25 protein-coding genes are annotated in these 26,672 nt (G+C 44.0%); 18 read left to right on the top strand and 7 right to left on the bottom strand.

Annotated features, from left to right (window positions below):
- Positions 1 to 36 precede the first annotated feature (36 nt).
- From GLO7428_RS12065 to GLO7428_RS12050, 4 genes are all read left to right on the top strand, one after another.
- A complete protein-coding gene (locus GLO7428_RS12065) occupies positions 37 to 1,110 on the top strand; it encodes a LacI family DNA-binding transcriptional regulator (RefSeq protein ID WP_015188825.1) in 1,074 nt (357 codons plus the stop codon).
- 278 nt (positions 1,111 to 1,388) lie between these two features.
- A complete protein-coding gene (locus GLO7428_RS12060; protein ID WP_015188824.1) occupies positions 1,389 to 3,404 on the top strand; it encodes an FAD-dependent oxidoreductase in 2,016 nt (671 codons plus the stop codon).
- A gap of 311 nt (positions 3,405 to 3,715) precedes the next feature.
- Positions 3,716 to 4,009 (top strand): ATP-dependent Clp protease adapter ClpS, encoded by a 294-nt coding sequence (gene clpS, locus GLO7428_RS12055; protein ID WP_196797589.1) that lies wholly within the window; start codon positions 3,716 to 3,718, stop codon positions 4,007 to 4,009.
- A gap of 4 nt (positions 4,010 to 4,013) precedes the next feature.
- On the top strand, positions 4,014 to 4,307 hold the full coding sequence (locus GLO7428_RS12050) for a DUF2103 domain-containing protein (RefSeq protein WP_015188822.1): 294 nt from the start codon (positions 4,014 to 4,016) through the stop codon (positions 4,305 to 4,307).
- A 42-nt stretch (positions 4,308 to 4,349) separates the two neighbouring features.
- Here GLO7428_RS12050 and GLO7428_RS12045 read toward each other — a convergent pair whose 3' ends face one another.
- Both GLO7428_RS12045 and GLO7428_RS12040 read right to left on the bottom strand, forming a co-directional pair.
- Complete coding sequence (locus tag GLO7428_RS12045) at positions 4,350 to 4,673, bottom strand: hypothetical protein (RefSeq protein WP_015188821.1); 324 nt, start codon at positions 4,671 to 4,673, stop codon at positions 4,350 to 4,352.
- A 125-nt stretch (positions 4,674 to 4,798) separates the two neighbouring features.
- Entirely contained in the window at positions 4,799 to 5,293 is a 495-nt protein-coding gene (locus GLO7428_RS12040) for a molybdenum cofactor biosynthesis protein MoaE (RefSeq protein WP_015188820.1), read from the bottom strand.
- 143 nt (positions 5,294 to 5,436) lie between these two features.
- Here GLO7428_RS12040 and lepB point away from each other — a divergent pair, with 143 nt between their 5' ends.
- On the top strand, positions 5,437 to 6,006 hold the full coding sequence (gene lepB, locus GLO7428_RS12035) for a signal peptidase I (protein WP_015188819.1): 570 nt from the start codon (positions 5,437 to 5,439) through the stop codon (positions 6,004 to 6,006).
- 81 nt (positions 6,007 to 6,087) lie between these two features.
- Here the strand turns inward: lepB and GLO7428_RS12030 are convergent, their stop codons facing one another.
- A complete protein-coding gene (locus GLO7428_RS12030) occupies positions 6,088 to 6,606 on the bottom strand; it encodes a ComEA family DNA-binding protein (RefSeq protein ID WP_015188818.1) in 519 nt (172 codons plus the stop codon).
- 38 nt (positions 6,607 to 6,644) lie between these two features.
- Positions 6,645 to 7,040 (bottom strand): NINE protein, encoded by a 396-nt coding sequence (locus GLO7428_RS12025; protein ID WP_015188817.1) that lies wholly within the window; start codon positions 7,038 to 7,040, stop codon positions 6,645 to 6,647.
- A 445-nt stretch (positions 7,041 to 7,485) separates the two neighbouring features.
- Between GLO7428_RS12025 and GLO7428_RS12020 the strand changes: the two genes are divergently transcribed.
- The gene (locus GLO7428_RS12020) at positions 7,486 to 7,809 is read left to right on the top strand and encodes a DUF1825 family protein (RefSeq protein WP_015188816.1); all 324 of its coding nucleotides are present in this window, start codon (positions 7,486 to 7,488) and stop codon (positions 7,807 to 7,809) included.
- Positions 7,810 to 7,927: 118 nt separating this feature from the next.
- Here GLO7428_RS12020 and GLO7428_RS12015 read toward each other — a convergent pair whose 3' ends face one another.
- Positions 7,928 to 9,850, bottom strand: coding sequence for a transglycosylase domain-containing protein (locus tag GLO7428_RS12015; protein ID WP_015188815.1), 1,923 nt, complete (start codon positions 9,848 to 9,850; stop codon positions 7,928 to 7,930).
- 161 nt (positions 9,851 to 10,011) lie between these two features.
- Here GLO7428_RS12015 and tyrS point away from each other — a divergent pair, with 161 nt between their 5' ends.
- From tyrS to GLO7428_RS12000, 3 genes are all read left to right on the top strand, one after another.
- Positions 10,012 to 11,268, top strand: a complete 1,257-nt coding sequence (gene tyrS, locus GLO7428_RS12010; protein ID WP_041919118.1) for a tyrosine--tRNA ligase — start codon at positions 10,012 to 10,014, stop codon at positions 11,266 to 11,268.
- A gap of 100 nt (positions 11,269 to 11,368) precedes the next feature.
- On the top strand, positions 11,369 to 12,082 hold the full coding sequence (pyrF, locus tag GLO7428_RS12005; RefSeq protein ID WP_015188813.1) for an orotidine-5'-phosphate decarboxylase: 714 nt from the start codon (positions 11,369 to 11,371) through the stop codon (positions 12,080 to 12,082).
- Positions 12,079 to 12,675 (top strand): hypothetical protein, encoded by a 597-nt coding sequence (locus tag GLO7428_RS12000; RefSeq protein ID WP_015188812.1) that lies wholly within the window; start codon positions 12,079 to 12,081, stop codon positions 12,673 to 12,675. Before pyrF ends, GLO7428_RS12000 begins: the two co-directional genes overlap by 4 nt.
- 205 nt (positions 12,676 to 12,880) lie before the next feature.
- Here the strand turns inward: GLO7428_RS12000 and GLO7428_RS11995 are convergent, their stop codons facing one another.
- Entirely contained in the window at positions 12,881 to 13,579 is a 699-nt protein-coding gene (locus tag GLO7428_RS11995) for a uracil-DNA glycosylase family protein (RefSeq protein ID WP_015188811.1), read from the bottom strand.
- Between the two features lie 166 nt (positions 13,580 to 13,745).
- Here GLO7428_RS11995 and GLO7428_RS11990 point away from each other — a divergent pair, with 166 nt between their 5' ends.
- The 9 genes from GLO7428_RS11990 (at position 13,746) to GLO7428_RS11950 (ending at position 24,609) form a co-directional block, all read left to right on the top strand.
- Entirely contained in the window at positions 13,746 to 14,423 is a 678-nt protein-coding gene (locus GLO7428_RS11990) for a phosphoribosyltransferase (RefSeq protein WP_041919117.1), read from the top strand.
- A gap of 74 nt (positions 14,424 to 14,497) precedes the next feature.
- Positions 14,498 to 15,160: a class I SAM-dependent methyltransferase gene (locus GLO7428_RS11985; protein WP_041919116.1), complete on the top strand. Its 663-nt coding sequence runs from the start codon at positions 14,498 to 14,500 to the stop codon at positions 15,158 to 15,160.
- Positions 15,148 to 16,311, top strand: coding sequence for a quinone-dependent dihydroorotate dehydrogenase (locus tag GLO7428_RS11980; RefSeq protein WP_015188808.1), 1,164 nt, complete (start codon positions 15,148 to 15,150; stop codon positions 16,309 to 16,311). Before GLO7428_RS11985 ends, GLO7428_RS11980 begins: the two co-directional genes overlap by 13 nt.
- Positions 16,308 to 16,739: an urease accessory protein UreE gene (gene ureE, locus GLO7428_RS11975; protein ID WP_015188807.1), complete on the top strand. Its 432-nt coding sequence runs from the start codon at positions 16,308 to 16,310 to the stop codon at positions 16,737 to 16,739. The genes GLO7428_RS11980 and ureE overlap by 4 nt, the downstream gene beginning before the upstream one ends.
- 316 nt (positions 16,740 to 17,055) lie before the next feature.
- Positions 17,056 to 17,730 carry an urease accessory protein UreF gene (locus tag GLO7428_RS11970; protein WP_015188806.1) on the top strand — a complete coding sequence of 225 codons (675 nt, stop codon included), beginning with the start codon at positions 17,056 to 17,058 and terminating at the stop codon, positions 17,728 to 17,730.
- Between the two features lie 51 nt (positions 17,731 to 17,781).
- Positions 17,782 to 18,384, top strand: coding sequence for an urease accessory protein UreG (gene ureG, locus GLO7428_RS11965; protein WP_015188805.1), 603 nt, complete (start codon positions 17,782 to 17,784; stop codon positions 18,382 to 18,384).
- Positions 18,378 to 21,977, top strand: a complete 3,600-nt coding sequence (locus GLO7428_RS29020) for a response regulator (RefSeq protein WP_015188804.1) — start codon at positions 18,378 to 18,380, stop codon at positions 21,975 to 21,977. The genes ureG and GLO7428_RS29020 overlap by 7 nt, the downstream gene beginning before the upstream one ends.
- A 52-nt stretch (positions 21,978 to 22,029) precedes the next feature.
- Positions 22,030 to 22,848, top strand: a complete 819-nt coding sequence (locus GLO7428_RS11955) for a protein-glutamate O-methyltransferase CheR (RefSeq protein ID WP_041919113.1) — start codon at positions 22,030 to 22,032, stop codon at positions 22,846 to 22,848.
- A 186-nt stretch (positions 22,849 to 23,034) separates the two neighbouring features.
- Positions 23,035 to 24,609, top strand: a complete 1,575-nt coding sequence (locus tag GLO7428_RS11950; protein WP_015188802.1) for an ATP-binding protein — start codon at positions 23,035 to 23,037, stop codon at positions 24,607 to 24,609.
- A 140-nt stretch (positions 24,610 to 24,749) separates the two neighbouring features.
- On the opposite strand, the gene GLO7428_RS11945 is transcribed toward GLO7428_RS11950, so the two are convergent.
- Positions 24,750 to 26,195: a sugar transferase gene (locus GLO7428_RS11945; protein ID WP_015188801.1), complete on the bottom strand. Its 1,446-nt coding sequence runs from the start codon at positions 26,193 to 26,195 to the stop codon at positions 24,750 to 24,752.
- Positions 26,196 to 26,672: the final 477 nt, after the last annotated feature.

Here is a 26,672-nt window from a genome sequence, read left to right as displayed (position 1 = left end):
TACAGGCAAAACGACGAATAGTATCTCAAAAAATGCATGGAACACGACAAAGCAAGAAAATCCATCAAACTTCAGGATATTGCTCAAGCTGTCGGAGTTTCGCGGACAACGGTATCAAATGCTTTCAATCGACCGGATCAACTTTCACCGGAACTGCGCGATAAAATCCTTGAAACAGCCAAAGAAATGGGCTATCCAGGTCCTAATCCGATGGCGCGGATGCTGCGGACAGGGCAAACAGGTGCAATTGGCTTAGTCTTTGGTGAATCGCTACCGTATGCATTTAATGACTTAGCTGCGATCGCGTTTTTAAGAGGAGTTTCAAGAGTTTGCGAACGTGTCAAAGCAAGTTTGCTCATCGTACCCACACTTGAAAGCGATGCAGCACAAAAGACAATTGAGCAAGCAACAGTAGACGGGTTTATTATTTACAATCTCCCCGATGACAGCGAAGCACTCGTACGCGTTTTAGACCGTCAGCTACCAGTTGTCGCCGTCGATCAGCCTTCGTTAAAAAATGTCCCTTCGGTTGGGATTGACGATCGCCAAGCTGCAAGAAAAGCCGCAACGCACTTATTAAGTCTCCATCACCAGCAAATCGCCATTATAGCGATGGAGTTACTCTCTGATTTATACGTTGGTTTAGTAGACGCTCAACGACTCGAACACTGTACGCACCAAATAACCAAGCTACGGCTGCAAGGCTACCGCGATGCGCTGGAGGAGGCGGGAATCGACTTTAGCCAAGTTCCGATCTACGAATGTCGCAATGACGAGAATCACGCACGGGAAGTCGCCATGACTTTGTTGCAGCGCCATCCTCGACCAACTGCCATTTTGGCGATGAGCGATATTTTGGCTTTTGGTGCTTTGCGCACTGCACAGCAAATGAGTTTAAAAGTGCCAGAAGATTTATCAATCGTCGGCTTTGATGATATTCCTTTAGCTTGGCAAATTCGCCCAAGACTTACAACAGTTCAACAACCACTGATTGAAAAAGGAGTCCTCGCAGCAGAATTATTATTGAGTAAATCGGTAACGAAAGCTTCCAAAGTTTTGGGAACAAGACTTGTGGTACGCGAATCTTCAGGAATTGCACCAGCCATTTAGAGAGGTGCAGAGGAAGCAGAGGAAGCAGAGGAGAATTTTTTCGATTGCAAAATTTATCACTAACCACTCAAGACTCATCACTAGTCACTAGCCAGAGGTCAAAGATCAGGGGAATTTACATTGAAAAGTGGAAGATTGCAGATTAACGCCTTCATCAACACAAAATCTCTCTTTAAGACCTGATCCCTAATTCCTAATTCCTCCCTCTTGCGATGAACATTTTCAGGGTGGTAACGTCTAGGAGCTACTTAGACTTATGGAGCTAAGCTACCTGAAATATGAAGCGATCGCTTGTTAGTCTGACTTTAATTTCAACTTTTATCGCCTCTTTTCCTTTAATTGCCTTGGCGACACCGTCTCGAACTGTGGATCAAACCGTAGAGTGCGAACTCTTAGTGGCTGGAGGTGGGCTTGCGGGCGTGGCGACAGCGTATGAAGCCTTGCTAGCTGGAAGAACGGTTTGTTTAACCGAAATCACCGACTGGGTAGGAGGACAAATTTCTGCGCAAGGAACTTCCGCCCTTGACGAACGCGCAACGCAACGACAGCAGTTGTTTTACTCGCGTGGTTATTTAGAGTTACGTCGGCGGATTGAACGTAAATACGGCGAGTTAGATCCTGGTGACTGTTGGGTAAGTGATTCTTGCTTTCTGCCGCGTGACGGTCACGTTATCCTTTCGGAAATGTTACGCGATGCTGCAAGAAGAGGGCGAGGACAGTTTAAATGGTTTCCGACGACAGTCATTAAAGATTTGCAAATTGCGCAAACGGGTGGTGAAAGGCGCATTCAAAGTGCGATCGCCATTCAGCATCAACCTGCTAATGGTGCGCCACCTCTCAATACTTATCCGCTATCGCAAACAATTACCGATGCCTATAGCTATCAAAACTCGCGCTTGTTTACGAAAAACATTGTGCGGTTTGTCCCTGCTGCAAAAGCAGGAAATGCTCCTAATTGGTACGTAATTGATGCAACGGAAACGGGCGAACTGATTGCACTAGCAGATGTTCCTTATCGCTTAGGTATCGATCCGCGTTCTTATCTCGAACCGTCTTCTTCTAGCGCGACAAACGATCCCTATTGCACGCAAGGTTTTACTTACACCTTTGCGATGGAAGCAACCGAACAGCCGCAAAGACACGCAGAACCACCATTTTATCAACAGTATGCAAGTTACTATAGCTATGAGTTACCACGCCTTGCAAGCTTTCCTTTAGTCTTTACCTACCGTCGTATCTGGAGTCCGCGCCAAGGTGAAGATATGCGCTTTGGTGGTATCTCGTTCACGGCTCCTACTCCAGGCGATATCTCGATGCAAAACTGGACTTGGGGTAATGACTACCGCCCTGGTACTGCTGCTGACAACTTAGTTTATACGCGCAACCAACTACAATCTACAGGACAGTTGCAACCTGGTGGTTGGCTGGGTGGCTTACGGGTCGAAACTTTGCGTAAAGGTGAAGAACACGCCAAAGGCTTTTTTCATTGGCTTGTTGCGGGAACGACCGATTCGCAACTTGGTCCTGGTGTGAAGGAACCGCACCCAAACAATCGCTACCTCGCGGGACTTGATTCGCCTATGGGAACGGCGCATGGATTATCTAAGTATCCCTATATGCGCGAAGGACGGCGGATTTTAGGACGACCTACCCTAGCTTATCCTCAAGGTTTTGCAATATCAGAAATTGATATTTCGCGTCGCGATTATAGTGATAGTTACTATCGCTTGGTTTTATCACCACAAAGCTATCGTAGTCTCAAAGCTGCATTAGCAGGTTTGGAAGCTGCATCGGTGATTGCAGGAACGATTCCTCCTAGAGATGTGATGCGGCGAACGCGCTCTACGATTTATCCTGATGCTGTCGGTATCGGTCACTATGCGATCGACTTCCATCCTTGTATGCTCCAAAGCCCTGCGGAACTTCCTGGTAATATCGAGCGCCCTGGCGAGCGTCTCGGTGCAGGTCAAGCGTATCCTTTTCAGATTCCCCTGCGGGCAATGATTCCCCAGCAAATCGACAACTTACTCGTGTCGGGAAAAAGTATTGCTGTGAGTCATATTGCGGCGGCTGCCTATCGCGTACATTCTTTTGAATGGTCGGCTGGTGCTGCTGCGGGTACTACTGCCGCTTTCGCCTTAGAACGCGCGATCGCACCCTATCAACTCATCGCCCGAATCCCCTTTCCCGAACCGCAGCTTGAAGCTTTACAGCGCCGCCTAGCGCAAAATGGCAATCCTACCGCTTTCCCCGATACTTCGATTTTTAATGAAGCTTGGGAAGATTGGCAGTAATTTAGAGGTTAGGATTAAAACAGGGATAAGCCTTTGCCTGCCTGTGATTGAAGCAATAATTTCCTCAATCTTTACTTTTTGAGGAAATTATGTTATGATTTTCTTTATAATGGAAATCTGTGCAAGTAAAAAAAGTGGTTTTATATCCCATTTTTTAAATAATTATACTATAACCACAATGTATTTTGCTACTGCCTAGAAACTATTTAGTTCAGTCGAAATTTTAGTTAAACTAGGTACTTAAAATGCACCCATTGAAAAATTCGTTTAGCTAGCTTATGACTATGAGATTTGCAACAGGTGTTTACGCGATGGCAGCCTCACCAACAGTAGCTCCTGAGAAATCGAGTCAAGTTACGCCAAAGTTGTATCCTAACTACAAAATCATCGTGTTGAATGATGATTTTAATACGTTTCAGCACGTAGCAGAGTGTCTTGCGAAATACATTCCAGGAATGACAAGCGATCGCGCGTGGGAACTCACCAATCAAATTCACTACGAAGGGCAGGCGATCGTTTGGGTAGGTCCATTAGAACAAGCAGAACTTTATCACCAGCAGCTGCGACGTGCAGATTTAACAATGGCACCACTAGAGGCAGCATAATTTAATGAATAATCCCGCTAGTGGTAGATTAGTGTTAAACCACTCCACGCATATTCCTGGTTTAATTCCTGTTTTGGAACGCCTCACTAAAGTTGAAGGCATACAAACCATCACTCCAGGAGTGATTGGGCGGGTTAAAGGGCACATTCCCCGAATGCAACTGCGCGTTTCTGTCCCCATTCGGGGAGGATTTAAAATCATTGTTCGCCAAGGCAAAACTGTGCAAGAAGTATTTATCCTGACTACATTGAGCCAGGATAAGCTTGAGGATGCGATCGCGATCGCTTTAACTAAATAAGTTTATTATCGGTGTAATTAAACAGGTTTTGTTGTGAAATAGCTATTCTTCGACTTGTCTGACTGCGACTCGATGCAATGGCAAACAAATAATGCAAGCAAACGTTAGAAAATAAGACAACGCTGCGGTTAATTTGACACTAAGCGCTAAAATTTCCCAATCTGGAAGAATCAGCTTTTGTGCAACACAAGCAATACAATATACCAGCCAGTAAGCAAAGCTCATTCTAAACAAAATGAGTTCAGCTTCTTCTAACTCTTCGACTTGTGCTTGATTTGTTTTAGCTAGCAAGACTAAACCAATAACACTAGCCAAGAAAGAAAGCGATAGGATGACATCGTGCCAAACAGAGTGGAGTATTTGCATATAGTTGTATATTAATAATCCAATCGCAAATCAGTCTAAAGGATTAGTGTCTTGGTATACAAAAATAGTTACAAACCTCAATATTATGAACGAGTGTTAAGTGGTGCGTTGGCTAGTATCTTGCTTTAACAATTTTCTGATTGTGTTTCACACGCACCGATGCTAACCCAGCTACTTGAACCATCTAGAGAGTGTTCTTTCTTCCAGATTGGGGCGTTGTGCTTTAAGGTATCAATCGCATAACGACAAGCTTCAAAGGCTTCCGATCGATGCGGACAACCAATCGCCACAAGTACGCTAATTTCGCCAACGTGTAAGCGTCCAACGCGGTGATAAATCACAACTCGATTGACATCAGACCAAGTTTTACGAATTTCAGCAGCAATTTGGCGGAATACTTGCATCGCCATCGGTTCGTACGCTTGATACTCTAAGGATACGACTGGCTTACCGTCGGTTTGATTGCGCACCATCCCACTCATGACAACGATCGCCCCATTCGCAGCGTCATCTGCAAGCGCATAAACTTCTTCAAGTGATAAAGGCGCGAAGGTAATTGCAAAGCTATCTTCAGCTTGCTGAGGAATCGGGGCGGTAAAAGATGAAGTCAATTGATTCATTATTCATCGCGATTAAGCTTATTCACAAATTATTACAAATCGCGCCGACTCCTGGACAATTAACCTCGCCCCTAGCTTCCAACCTCATTTATCGTCACAATAATCAAAGTGTTGATTTGGATCAGAGGCTTTAGCAGACTTTTATGACCTCAAAAGAAAGTAACTCTCCAGAATCTTTTTGGTTGCGAGTATGGCACAACCAGAAGGAAAACTTGATTCTAATTCTGATTGCCTTAGTTTTAGCATTCTTGATCAGAACGTTTGTGGCGGAACCGCGCTACATTCCTTCCGATTCAATGCTACCGACGTTACACATGGGCGATCGCTTAGTCGTCGAAAAAGTCTCTTACTGGCTGCATCCGCCAATGACGGGCGATATTATCGTTTTTGAACCACCGCCAAAACTACAAACGATGGGTTATGCCAAAGACCAAGCGTTTATTAAGCGCGTGATTGGTAAACCTGGCGATATCGTAGCTGTCGCGAATGGCAAGGTCTATCTCAATAATCAGCCATTAACTGAAGATTATATTGCTGAGCCTCCTAAGTATCAATGGGGACCCCAGCAGGTGGCGGAAAACGAGTTTTTTGTGATGGGAGACAACCGCAACGATAGCAACGATTCTCACGTTTGGGGCTTTTTACCACGCGAAAATATCATCGGACACGCTTGTTTTCGATTTTGGCCTTTGAAGCGTAGTGGATTTGTGTAAGTTATAGCAGAGGTTAGGTTAAGCTCTAGTTTGGGAAATGATGAGCTTCTATAACGTCACTAATGTTGACTAGGATTATTATCAAAAACACAGATAATGCATTAACTTGCTAATTGTGACTCCGGCTAATGACAAACGCCGTTGCAGGTCTACCAGATTGCGGTATGGTCCTAAAGATGTGCGGTTTTGTACTATAGCTGCTGCTAGTGTCCGATCGATAACTGGAATTTGTGCGAGCATTTCAACTGTAGCTGTGTTGGGGTTGACTAGCGGTTGTAGATAGCGTTCTTCGTCGTAGTAGCAAAACTTCAGCACAACTTCCAAAGGCTTCAGTCGTTGTAACGGCATATTCAATGCGGCTGCAATATCTTCGATACAGTAAAATTGAACGCCACTGCGACGTAATTCTACGAGCGATCGCGCTTGATGAATAGAGATTCCTGGTAGTCTTAACCAATCATCAACACTCGCTTGATTGACATCGATGCGAATACCTAACGCGGCGGCGATCGCAATTTCAGCTAGCGACTCCATGCGGTAGTATGGGTCATTGAGGAGCTTTGTGCGGATTGTCTGAGACTGCAACCAGTTCTGAAGCATGGTGGAGTCAGGATTTTATTTGTGAAGCCTATCTCTATTCAAACAATTTTATTTAACAATTGGCGGCGTTTTTGCTCAAATTCGTACTCAGAAATCAATCCATCTTGACGTAGATCGTCGAGTTGACGTAACGCATCGGCGATCGCACTTACACGATGAGGAGTTGCTGATTGATTTGGTGTCGCCGCGAAAACTTCGATATTTCCTTCAGAGTTATTAAAATTCCGGTCAAATTCCTCCTCATCTTGAGCTAGATACCAAACGCCTTCAATTGCACTTGCGACGCGCGGAATTGGCGTCCATGATAGAAGTAAATACAATACGCCCCACAGCGGTTGTCCTAGATAGAACTTATGTAAACCGGCGATCGGTATGACTGTTCCGCTGAAAGCCAAAAGTGCGGCAATTTTTCTACTTTTCAGTTTACCTAACATAGATATAGCAGAGGTTGGAGGTCAGCGGTCAGCGGTCAGCGGTCAGGTGAAGAAGAGTTACTCGTTAAAAGTGTTGAGGTGAGAGAATTCTTTAATTCAAAACTCAAAGCTGATAATAATGCCTCCAGCACGCTGCACAAACAATGCAAAACTCGTAACTCAAAACTTTAATATCCTAACCATATTGACCATTGCTGCAATTATTGATTGTTTTAACATATAAAAAGTCTTAAGCAAGCGTTATTTACGTAATCTAAACTCGCTGGACTATTTCAGCGCTTTCAAAGCTAACCTCTAATCTTTGACCTTTGATCCCTATAGTTTGTCAAGTAGTGAAATCTCGACAACAATACGATGAAGCGTAGCATTTGAGTTTAGACTAGAATGATACCAAATGCAACAGTAAAGTCTCCTGAGTGATAGCACTCAGTTGAACATAAGTGCCATGGGATTTTTTGACTCTGAGATTGTTCAACAAGAAGCCAAGCAGCTTTTTGAAGATTACCAAGCCTTAATCAAACTTGGGCAGAACTACGGCAAGTTTGACCGTGAAGGTAAAAAGATGTTTATTGAGCAAATGGAAGCTTTGATGGAGCGCTATCGCATTTTTATGAAGCGCTTTGAACTATCAGAAGACTTTATGGCTCAAATGACGGCGCAGCAACTGCAAACGCAGTTAGGACAGTTTGGAATGACACCACAGCAGATGTTTGACCAGATGAATCTAACACTGGAACGGATGAAAGCAGAAGTCGATAAACAGCCATAAAATAGGGATCAGGGGTCGGAGGTCAGAGGTCAGAAAATTAACCTTGACACAAAGCCTACTGAGTTTAACTGTAACTTTTTCTGTTTTTTACCCTGATCCTTAACCCCTCTTCGCGCTATTAGTTAGCACTAGGGCGTTGAAACTGCGAAGGCGAGCGGAAATACTCTACTCGTTGATCTTTTAAAGCTTTTTGCATAAAGTCACGCCATACAGGTGCAACAAAACCACCGCCAGTCGAGCCTTTACCTAACGGTCGATAATTGTCGTTTCCTACCCAAACGGCAGTTGCTAGCTGTGGTACATAACCGACAAACCAAATGTCACGCTCTGAAGATGTTGTTCCTGTTTTACCAGCAGCTTGACGGTCAAGTTGTGCTGCTCTACCAGTACCGTTGGTAATGACTCCTTGCATTACACTATTAAGTGAAGCCGCAGCCCAAGGATCTAGTACGAGTTGAGGTTTAGGTGTATTGTCGAGTAATACATTACCACTACTGTCACTTACACGGACGATCGCGGTCGGCGGCGAGTGCCAACCATAATTCGCAAAAGTCGCATAAGCGCTAGCCATTTCGAGTGGTGTTACGCCAATTGCGCCTAAGGGTAAGGAAATGACAGGCTCCATTGGACTATTAATTCCCAGAACCCGACAAATTTCAATAACTTTATTCAGTCCAACAGCTTGTCCAATTTTAATTGCCGGAATATTTCGCGAAACTTCTAAGGCTCTGCGAATCGACATTGGTCCTTGGAAGGAATTGTCATAGTTCTTAGGTATATAGCGTTCAGCGCTACCATCGTTGTAGCTAACTGGGGTATCCTCCACAATTGAGTTAGGAGTATACTTGCCAGAGGCAAACGCTGCGTAATACACAAACGGTTTAAAGGCTGAACCAGGCTGACGCTGTGCTTGAGTCGCGCGGTTAAACTCGCTTTTTCTGGGATCGACACCACCAACGAGAGCTTTGATAAACTGAGTTCGCGGATCGACCGCAACTAATGCCATTTGATCGCCATTGACGCCCTGCGCGCGAATTCGTTTATGCCAAGTTGTGACAGTTTCTTCTGCCATCCGCTGCATATCAGCATCGACAGTCGTTTGTACGCGCATTCCACCTTTGAGTACCGCATCGCGACCAAAGCGTTTAGCTAATTCTTGCGCGGCTGCATTTGTGACATAAGGCATCGCACTACCTTGGAATGAGCGGATGCGACCGAGTTTGATTTCCGTGTTACGCGCTGCGGCTTCTTCTTCTGGTGTAATCCAACCCAACTGCAACATTCGATTGAGCACAATTTCCTGACGTTGTTTTGCCCGTTCCATGTTATTAAACGGACTATATTGCTCTGGGGCTTGAATCAAACCTGCCATCATCGCGGCTTCAGCCAAGTTAAGATTCGCGGCTGATTTATTAAAGTACGTTCGGGCTGCGGTTTGGACGCCGTAGTTGTTGTGTCCCCAATAAACTTGGTTGAGGTACAACTCTAAAATTTCTTCTTTACTCAGAACTTGCTCAAGGCGAACGGCTAAGACAGCTTCGGCAACTTTGCGACTAAATTTCCGCTCTTGTGTCAAGAAAATATTTCTTGCCAACTGCATCGAGACGGTAGAACCACCTTCCGCGACAGCACCGCGTTGCCAGTTCACCAGTAACGCCCGACCAACACTGCCAACATTGATACCGTGATGATAATAAAAGTGGCTATCTTCGATCGCCATAACGGCACGTTTGAGGTCTGGCGAAATACGGTCTAAAGGTACAACTTCGCGGTTCGCTTCGCCGTGAATGCTGGCAAGTAGTCTACCTTTAATGTCGTAAATATAAGACGTTTCTGAGGGAAAATAGTTACGTAAAGCTCTGACATCGGGTAGGTTGCGGAAACTGGTTGCTAACCCAATTAATCCCCCAGCTACAACAGCACTCGTCAGCATTGTAATTGCCAATAGTGTACCGCCAGTTACCTGACCGACTTCTTTGACAAACTGATAACTGGGTGAAGAGCCTCGTTGTTGTTTTTTATGAACAATACTAGAAGACACGGCGGTTTAACTTCCTCACTTGTAGACAAGGGTTGAAATTGAGTGATGCGCTAAAAACAAATATTTTTTGCAATTATAGTAATCTGACACCTGAGCGAATGAGAATACACGCGATCCTGAATCAATTATATGAAGACCAGTTTAGCTATCAAGTTCCTAGTATGACGCAAAGCCAAGGAGAAACCAAAATTCAACCGACGACTGATAATGCCGTAAAAAATTTTACGTGGCTACGCCGTGGTGTCAGCGAGATTTTTCCTGAACAAGTGCATTCGGACGATCCGCTGGAAAACCTCGAAAAACGCTTGACAGATACGCATCGACCTTTGCGCGTCAAACTGGGTATCGATCCTACGAGTCCCGATATTCACCTTGGTCATAGTATTCCTTATAGAAAGCTCCGAGCTTTTCAAGATGCGGGGCATACAGCAGTACTCATTATTGGCGATTTTACTGCAAGAATTGGCGATCCAACAGGTAAATCAGAAGTCCGTCGGCAACTGAGTGATGAAATTGTGGCACAAAATGCTAAAACATACTTAAATCAGTTGCGTCCTATCTTAGATTTTGACACGCCAGGCAGGCTAGAAGTTCGCTACAACTCCGAGTGGCTTTCCAAGTTGGATCTGGCGAAAATTTTGGAGTTACTTTCCACGATGACTGTCGGGCAGATGTTAGCCAAAGAAGGATTTGCGGAACGTTATGCCCAAGAAAACCCTATCTACTTGCATGAGTTTTTGTACCCGATTATGCAAGGGTATGATTCGGTGGCGGTCGAAGCTGATGTCGAATTAGGGGGTACAGACCAAAAGTTTAATATTGCGGTAGGTCGAGATTTGCAACGTCACTTCGGGTTTCCCCCGCAGTTCGGCGTACTAATGCCAATTCTCATCGGAACTGATGGAACGCAGAAAATGTCTAAGTCTTTGGGAAACTACATTGGTTTATCCGAAGATCCACTGACAATGTATTCCAAGTTAGAAAAAATTCCTGACCATCTCTTGGAACAATACTTTGAGTTGTTGACGGATTTACCTTTAGACCGTTTACCAGAAAATCCGCGCGATCGCCAAAAGCTCTTAGCATTAAATATTGTTGCTCAATATCACGGTCAAGAAGCTGCCGCAAAAGCACAGCAAACCGCAATGTCGCTGATTCAAGGTGCAACAACGGATACATCTACTGTTCCAGAATTTTCTTTATCACAGGTAGAGTTTCCAGCGAAGTTGTTTTATATTCTGAGTGCAAGTAAATTGTGTAAAAGCAGTTCCGATGCTCGCCGACAAATTCAAGGCGGTGCGGTGCGATTAAATAGCGATCGCGTTACGCAACTTGACTTAGCGTTTGAAAAACCCGAACAACTGTACGAAAAAGTTCTGCAAGTGGGAAAAAATAAGTTTGTCCGCTTAGTACCGTGATTAAATTGAGTGGCTGGCTAGTGAAAGAGTAGGAGTGTTGGCAAGATTAAGATACGATTTTCCTACTACCCAATTACCCCTGACCCCCGACCCCTATTCAATGTCCCCAGAACGCATTATTGTACCTTTAGATGTCGCCAGCGAAGCTGAAGCGATCGCTTTACTCGAAACATTACCAGAAGTTACTTTCTGGAAAGTTGGTTTAGAGCTTTTTGTCAATAGTGGTTCAGGGATCTTAAAAATACTCAAAAACCAGCAAAAGCGGATTTTTTTGGATCTGAAGTTTCACGATATTCCTAACACAATGGCGGGCGCGTGTCGGGCGGTGGGGCGTTATGGAGTTGATTTGCTCACCATTCACGCCACAGCAGGGAAAGATGCGATCGCCGCAGCGCATCAGGCGGTACAAGCAGGTGCTACCTCAGCCGGTGTGACACCCCCGAAAGTGCTAGCGATTACACTCCTGACGAGTATTTCAGCGCGACAACTGGCGTTTGAGTTAAAAATTCCGTTAGAGTTACCTGAATATGCGCTACAAATGGCGCTGTTAGCCCAAGCAGCAGGTGTAGATGGTGCGGTTTGTTCGCCGCAAGAAGTCGCGCAGTTACGTCAAATTTGCGGGGACGACTTTTTACTCGTTTGTCCTGGAGTAAGACCCCTTTGGGCAGAAGGGGGAGATCAAAAGCGATCGCTTACTCCCGCACAAGCGCTCAAAGCTGGAGCCGATTATCTTGTGATTGGGCGTCCGATTACGGCGGCTGAAGACCCAAAAAGTGCGTGGGCGCGCATTTGTGACGAGTTAGCAGCGTCATGATAGCTGTGAGAAGGCGGCACATTTCGATTTACGCTGTTTACTTGCTTGCTTATAGCTTCAACCTAGAATTTATCGGACTAAAGCCAGTAAATAGTATATATCTTCAACAATCTGTAGGATTGGCGAAGCGATCGCCGCAGTGCCAAACCGAAGATGTGGAAACATTAACCACACAACTATTACCAGCTTTACCAAGCTATGCAAATCGGATTAGTCAACGTACTCGTCGGCGCGATGCGATCGTTGATATTTATACCTACGTAATTATTGCTGGACGCCCTGAGTTTGCACCCTTAACGCTTGGTCCTGGCGAATATACTCCTGACGTAGAAGCAACTAACGCACAACAGCCGCAACAAGTCTTTATCACAACACTCGAACGACAGTATATCGATGGCAAACCCGTTGAACTACAACAGTTTCACTGGCTGTTTTTCACGCGCGCGGAAGGTACTTGGCGACTTGCTATCATGTTTTCGCGCACAGGGTCGTATCCTTCTCAAAGACCTGTGACACCTCCTAGAGATAGTAGTAACGGCATCATTGCCCAGGCAATACGGACATGGTTACGCGATTGTCAAACTAATTTGTAGTTTGTCACAAATTTACAATTCTTGATTATTCAGCCTAGCGAATTCATTCGCGGCTAAATAAACGAAGTCCACCTGCGTGGACTATCGCTCAAACCTTACGCATCAAAACTCAACGGGCATTCCTTACCTCTTAGTGTGCGTAGGCACACTTTGTTTGAGTAGCGCTGAAGAAAGTCGGCAGGCATCCGCGATTTACAAACAAGGTCTAATTTTGCATTTCATCTAACTTGGTGCGTACCGCTTGAATATCTTGCCACATCAGCCATTTAGGGCTACCACGTTCGCGAGAAGGGTTACGCAATAAATATGCTGGATGGAGAATCGGCATACATAAACGTCCTTCCCACTCAATCCAGTTTCCGCGAATCTTTGTAATTCCGCGTTTTTCACCTGTCAAGCCTTTGAGGGCGGTTGCACCAGTAAATAGAATTATTTTCGGGTCAACCAAACGAATTTGCTCTAGAAGGTAAGGTTTACACGCGCTAATTTCGTCAGTGGTAGGAACGCGGTTGTTGGGTGGGCGGCACTTGATTACATTACAGATATAAATGTGATTATCTGTATCAAGTTTTACCGAAGCTAAAATTTTATCAAGAAGTTGCCCCGCTTTACCGACGAAGGGCAATCCGGTTTCATCTTCATTTTGCCCTGGTGCTTCGCCAATGATCATAATTGGTGCTTGCAAATTTCCGCGTCCAACGACAGCGTGCGTGCGAGTTTCGCCAAGTCCACAGCGATGACAAGCATTGCAATGCTGTGCGATTTCCGTCATCGCGGAATACGTACCTGGGGGAATCGGAATTTTAGCGTCTGTGGGAATTAATTCAGGCTGCGCTGCTGCCGATGCTTCTGAATCAGTAGTAGGATTTTGAAAAAGACTAAGTTGCTCTTCGCTGCTAGTCATGATTGAAATAGCGTCAGTTTAAATAAAATGCAATTGCGCTTCGCGCAGCATCCTGGTTGCCCCTCAATTCTACTCTAGTGCGTTCGGTCTCAGGATCGTCACACTGAAAAGCTAAAATCAGTCATCATAGAAATAAGACTGTCGCGCTATGGTGTTAGGCGCACTCATGTCAGATTTTCCCCTTTTTCGCGATCGCATTGATGCTGGCGAACAGTTAGCGCAAACTGTTTCCTTTGTTTTAACTCAGCCACCTTTATCAACGATCAATGCTCAACCAATTGTCTATGCACTACCACGCGGAGGTATACCTGTAGGTTTGCCAGTCGCACAATTATTACATTGCCCTTTAAGTATCTTAATTGCTAAAAAAATTAGCCATCCTAAGAACCCCGAACTGGCGATTGGTGCTGTTACTGCTGATGGTAACGTGTTGTGGGCTGAGGAAACGCCATTTTACATTCCTTATTCGCGTCAAGGAAAAGCCGCGCTAGCAGAAGCGATGGCAAAAGCACAAGCACAACTTGCCCAACTTACGCCTGCGTGTCCTCAAGTGAGCGCTGAAGGTGCGATCGCGGTTATTGTTGATGATGGTATTGCAACAGGAATGACGATCGCTGTCGCCGCCCAAGCTTTAAAAGCCCAAAATCCTGCTGCTATCTTACTATGTGCGCCAGTTGCACCTCATGGGTTGATTCCTTGGCTGGAACAGTGGGGCGATCGCGTGATTGTTCTAGAAACGCCGCAATCATTCATGAGTGTCAGTCGCTTCTATGCTGAATTTCCCCAAGTTGAAACCGAAGAAGCTTTGGCTTATTTACAGCAACATAAAGAAGCAGAGGAGTAGGGGAGAATAGTTTGTGACGAATTGGTATTATCATGTCAATCCAACATCAATCGCAAAGTCAAAATCAAGTAACACTGCCACGAGTTTTAGAACCAGAAGTGATGGATAGCTGGGAAGAGGCGATAGAATACGATGCAATGGACTTTACAGAAGTTAATACTGCCTTTGCCGAAAGTGTGATTGAGTTAGGACCTCATTTTCCGGCGAAAGTTCTGGATGTTGGGACAGGTACAGCACGAATTCCGGTATTAATCGCAGCAAAGTGTCCGCAGTGGCAGATTTGGGGTATTGATTTAGCTCAAAATATGTTGCAGCTTGGCTTGCAGCACGTTAAAAATGCTGGCTTAGAACAACAGATTTTTCTGGAAACTGTTGATGCTAAAAAAATGCCTTATTCTGACGGACAATTTCAGATGGTGATTTCTAATAGCTTAGTCCACCACTTACCCGATCCTCTACGCTTTTTCCATGAAATAGCGCGCGTACTACAACCACAAGGCGCGATATTTATTCGTGACTTGATTCGCCCTGCGGATGTCGAGACAATGGATGCTTTAGTTGCAAGCATTGGTGCAGAATATGACGAACAACAAAAGAAATTATTTCGCGACTCGCTTCATGCTGCGCTGACTTTGGATGAGGTTCGTGATTTAATAGGGCAAGCCAATTTGAGCGATGTAAAAGTTTATCAATCTTCGGATCGACATTGGACAGCAGCAAGAGCGTGGCAAGATTAAACTTGAATTTAAAACACGAGTGGGATCTCTACAAACTCGTCATTCGACCTGTATTATTTACTGGATTAAAAATTGACCCAGAATGGTTGTATCAAAGAACAATTAGCGCGCTTAGCTGGCTAGAAAATTCGCCACATCATCCAGTTACAAAATCAACGCAAAATTTATTACAAAAATCATTGTGTTTGAGTGATGAACGCTTAGCACAAAAACTTTGGGGACTTCAATTTCGCAATCCCGTCGGTTTAGCCGCAGGTTTTGATAAAGATGGTGTTGCGGCGAGTGTTTGGGCAAATTTTGGATTTGGCTTCGCGGAAGTTGGTACAGTGACATTTCACGCGCAACCAGGAAACCCTCGTCCGCGATTATTTCGTTTACCACAAGATCGCGCAGCTTTAAACCGCATGGGATTTAACAATTCTGGCGCGGCAATGATGGTGAAACGATTGCAAAACGCCTCTCATTTGATACCAATTGGAGTGAATTTAGGAAAATCAAAAATTACCCCGCTAGAAGCCGCAGCCTCTGACTATTTAGAAAGTTTTCGATTACTCAAAGAGTTGGGAGATTATTTTGTTGTCAACGTATCTTCCCCGAATACTCCAGGATTGCGATCGCTGCAAAATACCACAGAACTCAGTTCAATTCTGGATGCATTACAACAAGAAAATCAAGCTTCTAAGCCGATTTGCGTCAAAATAGCCCCCGATCTTGAATGGGAAGAAATCGCGGCGATCGTTGAAATAGCCCAAAGGTACAAACTTGCGGGAATGATTGCGACAAATACGACAATCAGTCGCGATCGCATCACGACAAAAATCTTGGCACAAACCGGAAAACCTGTCACCGAAGAAGCTGGTGGAATTAGTGGTTTACCTGTGCGCGATCGCGCTACCGAAATTATCCGGTTTATCTACCAACAAACACAAGGTCAACTTCCGATTATAGGCGTTGGCGGGATCTTTACTGCGCAAGATGCTTGGGAGAAAATCATTGCAGGTGCGAGTCTAGTGCAAGTTTACACTGGTTGGATTTATGAAGGACCATTGATGGTAAGCCGGATCTTACAAGGGTTGCTGCTTAAACTCGAAGAACACAAACTCAATTCAATTGTCGATGCGGTAGGATTACAGTCAACCAAGAACATATGATTGCACTTACGCAACGTCAGCCACCGAATACTGATATTCCCGTAGATTTTACTCTGGCACTAACTGCGGAAGAACGAACTCGGAGTCGCTATCGCCTTGAAATTCAAGATGAAATTGTCTTTTTACGCTTACCCAGAGGTACGGTATTGCGCGATGGTGACTTGCTACAAGCTGAAGATGCGAGGATTGTAGTGCGAGTTATAGCTAAACCGGAACCTGTGCTTGTGGTGAAAGCGACTCCAGTATTATTACTGAAAGCTGCGTATCATTTAGGGAATCGTCACGTACCTGTAGAAGTGACCCAAGACTATTTGCGATTGTCGCCCGATCCTGTTTTACGCACTATGCTAGAACAACTTGGAGCGCAAGTATACGAAGCCGTGTTGCCATTTCAGCCAGAAATTGGTGCGTATGGACATCATCATTAGCGATATAACGAACCACATTGGCGTAGCCTTCGCATAGGGTAGAACGCATTCCCCAAGGGGGTTGTCGCTAGGCTAGGTCACAAAGAAAGAGATTGGAGAGATGTTCATGAACAATTTAGGATTACTAGACCTCCTACATGAAGAGAAGCGCAAATGAATTCGCCGCTAAATAAACCCTGTTTGCCTCCGTGCAATTACTGATATTCCTGTTATTTTAGTGTGCGAAGGCACACTTCGTTTGGGTAGATCCGAAGAAAGTCGAAGGGCATCTAGGATTCATCTAGAAAGTCTACTGCAACGATGAGCAATAAATGGTATGACAATTGAGCGTATATTGTATCTTTTGCAACTTGCTAGCCCAGCTTTACCTGTGGGTGCTTACAGTTATTCTGAGGGAATTGAAGCACTGATAGATATGGGTACGATTAGCGATGCACAAAGCTTACAGCATTGGTTAGAACAAGAATTACTTTATGGGGCAATTCGACTAGAAACCGCAGTGATGGTGCGGGCGTATCATGCAGTACAAAGTGAAAACATTGCAGCTTTAAGTTATTGGAACGATTGGCTATCGGCGGCGCGAGAAACCGAGGAATTACGTTTATCAAGTTGGCAAATGGGGCGATCGCTCGCTAAACTTCTTCTACAACTACAACCACAGGTAGCGCCATTCGTTGATGCACTAGAACCTTGTAATTATGCGATCGCGTTTGGTATTGCGGCGGCTTCCTGGAAGATAGATCCCTTATTGTCAGTTGTTTTAGGATATTTACACAGTTGGACAACGAATCTTGTCACCGCTGGAGTGAAATTGATTCCACTCGGACAAACGGCGGGACAACAACTCATATTAAATTTATTTCCCGATCTGATGAATGCTGCAACAGAGATTTTAAGCTTGAGTGATGATGACTTGTGTAGCTGCGGTTGGGGATTATCGCTGGCGAGTATGGTACACGAAATCCAGTATACAAGATTATTTCGTAGTTAGTATAGAGTTTAGAATAGTGAGCGAAATTCTTACAACTGCTAATCGCTAATTATGAGTGCGTTTCGAGTAGGTGTCGCGGGTCCTGTCGGGTCGGGGAAAACGGCGTTAGTTGATGCATTGTGTAAAGCAATGCGCCAAAAGTATGATCTAGCGGTGGTGACGAATGATATCTATACGCAGGAAGATGCACAATATTTAGTACGTTCGCAAGCATTAACAAGCGATCGCATTTTAGGTGTCGAAACTGGTGGCTGTCCGCACACTGCAATTCGCGAAGATGCTTCAATGAATTTAGCCGCGATTGAACAACTCGAACAGCGATTTGGCGATCTTGATTTAGTTTTTCTAGAGAGTGGTGGTGATAATTTAGCAGCGACGTTTAGCCCCGAATTAGTTGATTTAACAATTTATGTTATTGATGTTGCTGCTGGCGATAAAATTCCGCGCAAAGGTGGTCCAGGAATTACCAAGTCAGATTTATTAGTCATTAATAAAATTGATTTAGCACCTTTTGTAGGGGCTGACCTTAATATTATGGAACGCGATGCTAAGCGAATGCGAGGCAATAAACCTTTTGTTTTTACTAACTTAAAAACTCACGAAGGACTCGCAACAATTATTGAATTTGTGCGCATGAATTGTGAGGAATGTTGAGCAACTTAAAAATAGGGACAAAAATAGGTGCGAGTTTTGCTTTGGCATTAACAATGCTAAGCACAATTGGCTTAGTTTCTTATCGCAATACAGCACAGCTTGTCGATACTGCACGCAGAGAAAATCATAGCTATCGAGTTATTACAGAGTTAGAAGACCTCAGTTCAAGAATTAAAGATGCTGAAACTGGACAAAGAGGCTATATTCTGACAGGAGATAGACGCTATCTTGAGCCTTATAACGCGGCAATTACAGTTATAGAAAGAAACATTAACGATCTGCGGCAACTGACATCGGATAATCCTAGTCAACAAAACAGAATTGCTACTTTAGAACCCTTAGTCAATCGCAGAATAGCACTTATTCAACAAACACTAACGCTACAAGAAACCCAAGGTTTGGAAGCTGCACGACAAATTGTCCTGACTGGTGAGGGCAAAGATTTGATGGATCGCATTCGCGCCGTATTAGCCGATATAGAAGTAGAAGAACGCGAATTATTACAACAGCGATCGCAACTAGCCGAAGCCGCAACGCAACAAACAATTTCTACTATTCTTTTCGGTATTCCTCTAGCTTTTGGCACGTTAATTTTAATTGCTTATTTTCTCAGCAAAAATATCTCACAACCTCTCGCCGAAGTTTCAGCAGTGGTGACAAAGCTAGCCGCAGGAGATTTATTTGTTAGTGTCCCTGAACAAAATCGCCAAGATGAAGTTGGTGTCTTAACTCGTACTTTTAATCAGATGATTGCGAGTTTACGCACAACAACAATAAAAAATAATGAGCAGGCATGGCTCAAGTCAAACTTAGCAAAGTTTGCACTCATGCTTCAAGGTCAAAGAAATATCGAGAAGGTTGCTGAATCTGTTTTATCTGAATTAGTTCCCTTGGTAAATGCCCAACAAGGTGTTTTTTACCTGATGGATACTAGCAATGAGAAACCAGTTCTTAAACTTCTAAGCAGCTACGCACATCAAGAAGAAATACCACAAAAATTTCAATTAGGCGAAGGTTTAATCGGACAATGTGCCTTAACGCAGCAAAAAATTTTACTCACTGAAGTACCAAGTCACTATCTGCGAATTCGTTCTGGTTTAGGCGAAGCGACACCGCAAACGATTATTGTTTTACCGATAGTATTTAATTCCCAAGTTAGCGCCGTGATTGAACTTGCATCCTTACAACGTCTAAGCGAACTTCACGTGACGTTTTTAGAGCAAGCAAGTGATAACCTGGCAATTGTCCTCAATACGATCGCCTCTGACTCGCGCACGCAACAACTACTACAGCAAGCACAGGCTTTAACAATCAAACTTCAAGCGCAGCAAGAAGAACTGCGAAACAGCAATCACCGCCTCGAACAGCAGCAAGAAGAGTTACAGCAGACAAACGAAGAATTGCAGCAACTCAACGAAGAACTTGAAGAAAAAGCTGAGTTACTTTCGGCGCGAAATCAAGAAGTAGAACAAAAAAATGAAGAAGTTGATCGCGCCAGACAGTCTTTAGAGGAAAAAGCTACTGAATTAGAGCGAATTTCGCAATATAAATCGCAGTTTCTCGCGAATATGTCCCATGAACTCAGGACACCGCTCAACAGTTTATTAATTTTAGCGAAATTACTTGCGGATAATGGTGCGGGTAACTTAACCGAAAAACAAGTAGAATACAGCCGCACAATTTATGCTTCAGGAAAAGACTTACTCGGACTCATTAACGACATTCTCGATCTTGCCAAAATTGAATCGGGAACAATGTCCGTTGATATCAATCCGCTGACGTTAACCGATTTGCGTGTCAATATTGAGCGGACATTTCAGCAAATTGCGCAAGACAAAGGGCTAGAATTTACTGTCGAGTTTGCTCGCGATCGCTTACCTGATGTTATCTATACCGATGGTAAACGCTTACAACAAGTTTTAAAAAATCTGTTGGCGAATGCTTTTAAATTTACCGAACAAGGAAAGGTTAGCTTTAAGATTGATATTGCGACTGAAGGATGGAACCCTAAGCAAGAATCGTTGAATCGTGCGGATGTCGTGTTAGCTTTCGCAGTAGAAGATACCGGAATTGGTATTGCACAAGATAAGCACGAATTAATTTTTGCGGCGTTTCAACAAGCTGATGGTACAACAAATCGTAAATACGGCGGTACTGGCTTAGGTTTATCGATTAGCCGCGAAATCGCCCGACTTTTAGGCGGAGATATACAGCTTGTCAGCCGGTTAGGCGTAGGTAGTACGTTCACGCTTTATCTACCGCTTAATGATACAGGAAACAAAATTCAGAGATCGGAGGTGAGGGAAAAACAAGAAAACAAACAAGATAAAAAAATCTCTCATCCCTCACCCCCCACTTCTCGCCCCTTCCTTCAAGACGATCGCAACGAAATTCAACAAGGCGATCGCACGCTGTTAATCGTTGAAGACGATCTTAACTTTGCTCGCGTTTTACTTAACATGGCACAACAACACGGGTTTAAAGTTCTCTTAGCCCAAAATGCCAATGATGGACTTCTGCTAGCCCAGCAGTTTCAACCAAATGGCATTATGGTTGATATCAACTTACCCGATCTCGATAGTAGTGCCTTACTAGAGCGTCTACAGCATCATCCCAAAACGCAACGCATTCCAGTACATACAATTGCGGGACGCGAACATTTTACTTACAGTTTATCTCCTGGGGCGATCGCTTATGTACAAAAGCCTGTTAATAGTGAAGCTTTAGCCAAAGTTCTCGCTGACATCAAAGAAATCGCCGCGCATCAAGTCAAAAATCTCCTTGTCATCGAAGATAACGCCGCGCAGCGCCAAAATATTGCCGAGTTGATGGAAAACAAAGATGTTGAGGTGATGGCTGTGGGTACGGGCGCAGAAGCCTTAATTGCACTGCAACATCATCATTTTGATTGCCTAATCCTCGATTTGGGGCTACCCGATATGAGTGGGTTTGAGCTAATTCAAGCGATTAAACAGCAGTATAGTAGCGAATTACCCATCATAGTCTATACGGGTATTGAACTTACACGCCAAGAAGAAACTGAACTCAAGCGCATTGCACAAGCGATCGTGATCAAGGATCAACCCCAAGGAAGCGATCTGCAACTCGGTGTCTCCCTCGAACGGTTATTAGATGAAACCGCTTTATTTTTGCACCGCGTGCAAGCCTCTTTACCTACACCTAAACGTCACGAACCTCCAACACAGCGCGATAGTTTACTGACAGGAAAACACGTTTTGATTGTTGATGACGATGTACGCAATATTTTCGCACTCACAAGCGTGCTAGAGCGCTATCAAATGCACGTTTTATTTGCGGAAAATGGTAAAGAAGGAATTGCTCTGTTAGAACAAACACCAAATATTGATATTGTCCTGATGGATGTGATGATGCCAGAGATGAACGGTTATCAGACAATGCAGGCAATTCGTGCCAAAGAACAGTTTCAATCGCTACCAATTATTGCACTGACGGCGAAAGCGATGGTAGGCGATCGCGAAAAATGCATCGCTGCGGGTGCGTCAGATTATATTACTAAGCCAGTTGATATCGAGCAACTGCTATCGCTCATGCGTGTTTGGTTGTATCAGTAAGAGGTCAGAGACCAGATTCGTACTAACTATGTTGACTATTGCAATTAGCAATATGAACGAACTTGAAGATATTGAAATTCAGCTATTGCTAGAAGGTATATTTAATTACTACGGTTTGGATTTTCGCCGTTACGCTCCTGTTGCTATCAAACGCCGCATTCAGAATATTTTATACTTAGAGAAGTTAGCTACTGTTTCAGCACTGCAAGCAAAAGTTTTGCACGATCGCGCTTTTTTCGAGCAATTTCTTGGCTACATGACAGTTAATGTAACTGCAATGTTTCGCGATCCTAGCTTTTATCTCACCTTCAGACAAAAAGTGATACCTTTATTCAAAACCTATCCGTTTGTTCGTATTTGGTGCGCGGGGTGTTCCACTGGTGAAGAGGTATATTCACTAGCAATTTTATTGCATGAAGAAGAAATATATCATCGTTGTCGCATTTACGCAACAGATATCAATGAGACGGTATTAAAAACTGCCAAAGCTGGAATTTTTCCTTTGCGACTGATGCAAGAATATACTCAGTACTATTTACAAGCAGGAGGTAAGCAATCATTTTCCGAGTATTACACCGCAGCCTACGATCGTGCAATTTTCCGCGCGTTTCTCAAAGAAAACATCGTCTTTGCGCAACACAATCTAGTATGCGATCGCTCGTTCAATGAATTTAATGCAATTTTGTGCCGCAATGTCCTCATTTACTTTAATCAGTCACTCCAGCAGCAAGTCCACAAGCTTTTTTATGAAAGTTTGTGCTTGTTTGGCATTTTGGGGTTGGGAAATCAAGAAACACTCCCTTTAAGTCAACGAGAAAGATACTATAAACAATTAGCAGGTCGTGAACGACTTTATCAAAAAATCAGTTAGTAGCGATTCAGGTCATCATTTGCTAAAAAAAGATCATTGTCAAGTGAGAGTTTATTCCCAATCTAGTTGATTACGAAGGTAAGTAAAAGTGGCTAGTAACTCGTGACTAACTACTAGCCACTCTTCATCGCTAGAACTTCAGAGTGTACTGCCATATCTCCCCAATTGTCTATTCAAGGTGAAGCAATGCCATCAGAACCGAAAGTCAATATTCTTATGGTAGATGACCATCCAGAGAATCTCTTGGCGCTGGAGGCGATTTTAGAGGGCTTGGGACAAAACCTTGTCAAAGCGCATTCGGGGATGGAAGCACTGCGATGCTTATTAAATCAAGATTTTGCCGTCATTTTGCTCGACGTGCAAATGCCTGATATGGATGGGTTTGAAACGGCTACACTCATTCGTCAACGGGCGCGATCGCACTCGACACCCATTATTTTCCTCACAGCTTTTAGCACCAGTGATACGCTACAAATTCGAGGTTATTCGCTAGGGGCGGTAGATTATTTATTTAAACCGATTCAGCCGGAAATCTTAACTTCCAAAGTTGCTGTTTTTGTAGAACTGTACCAAAAAACCGCACAAATTGAAAGACAAGCCGCCGAACTCAAAAAAAATGAAGAACGCTTTCGGCGCTTAAGTGCAAGTTCCCCAGTCGGAATTTTTTTAATTGATCCCGCAGGAAAATGTACGTATATGAACTCGCGGTGTCAAATAATTTGTGAGTGTACGCGAGAGCAAATTACCGAAAATTGGTGGCAAATAATTCATCTTGAAGAACGCGATCGCATTTTTAATGAATGGTCTGCGTGTTTTCAGAGTGGACAAGAATACTCAAACGAGTTTCGCATTCAAACACAATCTACCGTACGTTGGGTGCATTTGCGATCGTCGCCGATGCTTTGTGACAAAGGCGAAGTCATTGGTTATGTCGGAACTTTAGAAGACATTAGCGATCGCAAGCAAGCAGAAGCAGAACGCAGTAAACTCATTTACGAGCAAGCCGCACGCGCCGAAGCTGAAGCTGCGAACCGTATGAAGGATGAGTTTCTCGCAGTTCTATCCCACGAACTACGTACCCCTCTAAACTCGATTCTCGGCTGGGCGAGGCTTTTACGTACGCGCAAGTTTGACGAAAAAACAATTGCCAAAGCCCTCGAAACAATCGAACGCAACGCCAAATCGCAAGCTCAACTCATCGAGGACATCCTCGATATTTCACGGATTATTCAAGGTAAACTGCGGTTGCACCTTTGTCCAGTCAACTTGATACCCATCATCGAAGCCGCAATCAATGCAGTACGCCCAGCAGCTGAGGCGAAAGCGATTCAACTCGAAACGTATTTTGACACCAACACCAATCTTGTCTGTGCCGATCCTGAACGTTTACAACAAGTCATTTGGAATTTACTCACGAATGCAATTAAGTTTACTCCTGAACGCGGTATCGTAGCAGTACGTGTAGAATCGATTGATGCTGCGCATACGCAGATTCACGTGCAAGATACTGGTATTGGCATTAGTCCTGACTTTCTTCCCTATGTATTCGACACTTTTCGCCAAGGCGATAGCACTACAACGCGCAGCCATGGCGGGCTTGGTTTAGGATTGGGCATTGTCCGCCATTTAGTAGAACTACATCATGGTACAGTTGCAGTTGATAGTGCAGGTGAAGGGCAAGGAACAACTTTTACGGTAACGCTACCTGTGTTAGAAAAAGTCCCAGGTGCAGCATTAGAATCTTTACCCTCGCTTTCCTAAAAAAAAGCTAGCCGTGTTGCGACTAGCTAAGTACTAATTTCCAAACCTATACATAAAGCCTAAAAACTTTTCTCCTCTGCACCCTTGCTCCTCCCCTCCTCTGCTGCCTTAATGAGATAATTCTTTAACTGGACGTGATATTAGTACGCGCCTTTTTTACCTACAATCACCATGACCGTTTGCAGCAAGATTTGCATATCTAACCATAATGACCAATTTTCCATGTAAGTGACATCGAGGCGGATTACCTGTTCAAAATCCGTAATATCTGACCTACCAGAAACTTGCCACAATCCTGAAATTCCTGGTAAAACTTCCTGGCGAATAAAATGATGTTCCGAAAACTTCTCGACGTCTCTCACGGGTAACGGACGCGGACCCACCAAACTCATCTCGCCAAACATCACATTAAACAGTTGCGGTAACTCGTCTAAGCTGTAACGGCGGAGAAACTTACCCACACCCGTAATTCGCGGATCGTCCTTAATCTTGAAGAGAATTCCGTCTTTATTTTCATTTCTGGCTTCGAGTTCTTTTTGCAGCTTATCTGCATTGACTACCATCGTTCTGAACTTCCACACCTTAAATGGTTTACCGTGCAAACCAATTCGAGTTTGCTTGTAGAAGATAGGACCTGGAGAGTCTATTTTAATTAGTAACGCGATTAAAAGATAAAGCGGTGATGCGAGTAAAACAAAGCTTGTTGCACAGATAAAATCAAAGCAACGCTTCATCAAAAAGTCACTACCAGTGATCAACGGGGGAGACAGCTTGAGTGCTGGTAATCCACCCACCATCTTGAGTTCTAAGTTTCTTTGAATTCCTTCTAAATCAACATCGATTGGCAAAATATGCAGCGTAATTCCGGCATTCCGTAGTTTCCAGTAAAGAAACATCCGGCTTTTAATCGATGCCCACGAGCAAACAAAGACTTCGGATACGCCTAAGCTGCATATCTGCTCAATTGTAGCGTCAAGGTTATCTTTATCTGCTACTAAAGCACTGACATCAGCCCAGCCTAAAACTTTGTAGCAGTTTTCGCGCGCAATCAGTCGATTTGCTTTCTCTCGATCTTCTGGGCGCGAAATGATAAAGGTACGATAACAAACCGCACCTTGCTTGCGTACGTATTCTACAGTGCTATCAAATGCAAAACGAGCAATAAACGTGAGCGATATGCTAAACACCCACGACAAAACGAAAGTAGATCGCGAAACAAAGCCATTCGGCTGATAGAAAAATGCTGCGAGTAACAAGAGTAAGTGCGCGATCGTTAGCGCTTTGACAAGATTGAAGTAGTCTCGCCGCTCTTGCCTTGCATCATACAGTTTTTTAGCTGCGATTAACCCGATTTCAGTTGCGAGGATTGGCAAAATCGAGAACGGATTATAAGCTGTGTTCCAGGGAGAATCGAGTGGGGTGCCAAGCTTTTCTGCCAAGTGCCATGCTGTATATAACATTGTGGCATCAAGCGACATCAATGATGTAACACGCAGCCACCTAACACCTGTGCCTCTGCGTAGTCTCGTGAATACGGGGGCGCGGAGATCTAATTTGTTGATTGATAAGGAAGTCGTAGACGTCATTAGCTGCACCTCCACCCTAGAACCTAGGAAAATCTTTTGTTGTCACCATTACACAAGAACTTCATTTAATTTACGGCTTCCCTAGTAATAATTCGGAATATTCATCACTACAAGGTACACTTTTTTACACATCTATTCAATTCGTCTTGAGAAGGTTGTGCAATAAAAAAACACTTATGTGTGAGGGTTTACCGAGACATGGACTTAATTGTGGAAAATAAGTTCCTCGCTCTATTAACTTTTGTGTGGGAGTAATATCACTAAACTTTACGTTTACATACAGTTATTGCCTCTATTCGGCAGAATCTCAGACATTTAGTTAAGTTTAGTAAACATACTAGCTTGATTTGATACTTATCGCTACATTTACGGAGTCAGTTTTTTTTGATTGATAAACGCTGCAATAATTAAGAGAAACATGACTTTAATTACCAGGTATGAGTAAAAATAGTGTGTATTGCAAGTCACACTTCACAG

Origin of the sequence: Gloeocapsa sp. PCC 7428, from assembly GCF_000317555.1 — a bacterium.
In the GTDB taxonomy this organism is placed as follows: Bacteria; Cyanobacteriota; Cyanobacteriia; order Cyanobacteriales; family Chroococcidiopsidaceae; genus Chroogloeocystis.
This window is presented reverse-complemented; position numbering and strand designations above follow the sequence as displayed.

Excerpts from the sequence above, each read along its gene's own strand:
- GLO7428_RS12065 (WP_015188825.1), top strand. The coding sequence starts at position 37 with ATGGAACACGACAAAGCAAGAAAATCCATCAAACTTCAGGATATTGCT.
- GLO7428_RS12060 (WP_015188824.1), top strand. The coding sequence starts at position 1,389 with ATGAAGCGATCGCTTGTTAGTCTGACTTTAATTTCAACTTTTATCGCC.
- clpS (WP_196797589.1), top strand. The coding sequence starts at position 3,716 with ATGGCAGCCTCACCAACAGTAGCTCCTGAGAAATCGAGTCAAGTTACG.
- GLO7428_RS12050 (WP_015188822.1), top strand. The coding sequence starts at position 4,014 with ATGAATAATCCCGCTAGTGGTAGATTAGTGTTAAACCACTCCACGCAT.
- GLO7428_RS12045 (WP_015188821.1), bottom strand. The coding sequence starts at position 4,673 with ATGCAAATACTCCACTCTGTTTGGCACGATGTCATCCTATCGCTTTCT.
- GLO7428_RS12040 (WP_015188820.1), bottom strand. The coding sequence starts at position 5,293 with ATGAATCAATTGACTTCATCTTTTACCGCCCCGATTCCTCAGCAAGCT.
- lepB (WP_015188819.1), top strand. The coding sequence starts at position 5,437 with ATGACCTCAAAAGAAAGTAACTCTCCAGAATCTTTTTGGTTGCGAGTA.
- GLO7428_RS12030 (WP_015188818.1), bottom strand. The coding sequence starts at position 6,606 with ATGCTTCAGAACTGGTTGCAGTCTCAGACAATCCGCACAAAGCTCCTC.
- GLO7428_RS12025 (WP_015188817.1), bottom strand. The coding sequence starts at position 7,040 with ATGTTAGGTAAACTGAAAAGTAGAAAAATTGCCGCACTTTTGGCTTTC.
- GLO7428_RS12020 (WP_015188816.1), top strand. The coding sequence starts at position 7,486 with ATGGGATTTTTTGACTCTGAGATTGTTCAACAAGAAGCCAAGCAGCTT.
- tyrS (WP_041919118.1), top strand. The coding sequence starts at position 10,012 with ATGACGCAAAGCCAAGGAGAAACCAAAATTCAACCGACGACTGATAAT.
- pyrF (WP_015188813.1), top strand. The coding sequence starts at position 11,369 with ATGTCCCCAGAACGCATTATTGTACCTTTAGATGTCGCCAGCGAAGCT.
- GLO7428_RS12000 (WP_015188812.1), top strand. The coding sequence starts at position 12,079 with ATGATAGCTGTGAGAAGGCGGCACATTTCGATTTACGCTGTTTACTTG.
- GLO7428_RS11995 (WP_015188811.1), bottom strand. The coding sequence starts at position 13,579 with ATGACTAGCAGCGAAGAGCAACTTAGTCTTTTTCAAAATCCTACTACT.
- GLO7428_RS11990 (WP_041919117.1), top strand. The coding sequence starts at position 13,746 with ATGTCAGATTTTCCCCTTTTTCGCGATCGCATTGATGCTGGCGAACAG.
- ureE (WP_015188807.1), top strand. The coding sequence starts at position 16,308 with ATGATTGCACTTACGCAACGTCAGCCACCGAATACTGATATTCCCGTA.
- GLO7428_RS11970 (WP_015188806.1), top strand. The coding sequence starts at position 17,056 with ATGACAATTGAGCGTATATTGTATCTTTTGCAACTTGCTAGCCCAGCT.
- ureG (WP_015188805.1), top strand. The coding sequence starts at position 17,782 with ATGAGTGCGTTTCGAGTAGGTGTCGCGGGTCCTGTCGGGTCGGGGAAA.
- GLO7428_RS29020 (WP_015188804.1), top strand. The coding sequence starts at position 18,378 with ATGTTGAGCAACTTAAAAATAGGGACAAAAATAGGTGCGAGTTTTGCT.
- GLO7428_RS11955 (WP_041919113.1), top strand. The coding sequence starts at position 22,030 with ATGAACGAACTTGAAGATATTGAAATTCAGCTATTGCTAGAAGGTATA.
- GLO7428_RS11950 (WP_015188802.1), top strand. The coding sequence starts at position 23,035 with ATGCCATCAGAACCGAAAGTCAATATTCTTATGGTAGATGACCATCCA.
- GLO7428_RS11945 (WP_015188801.1), bottom strand. The coding sequence starts at position 26,195 with ATGACGTCTACGACTTCCTTATCAATCAACAAATTAGATCTCCGCGCC.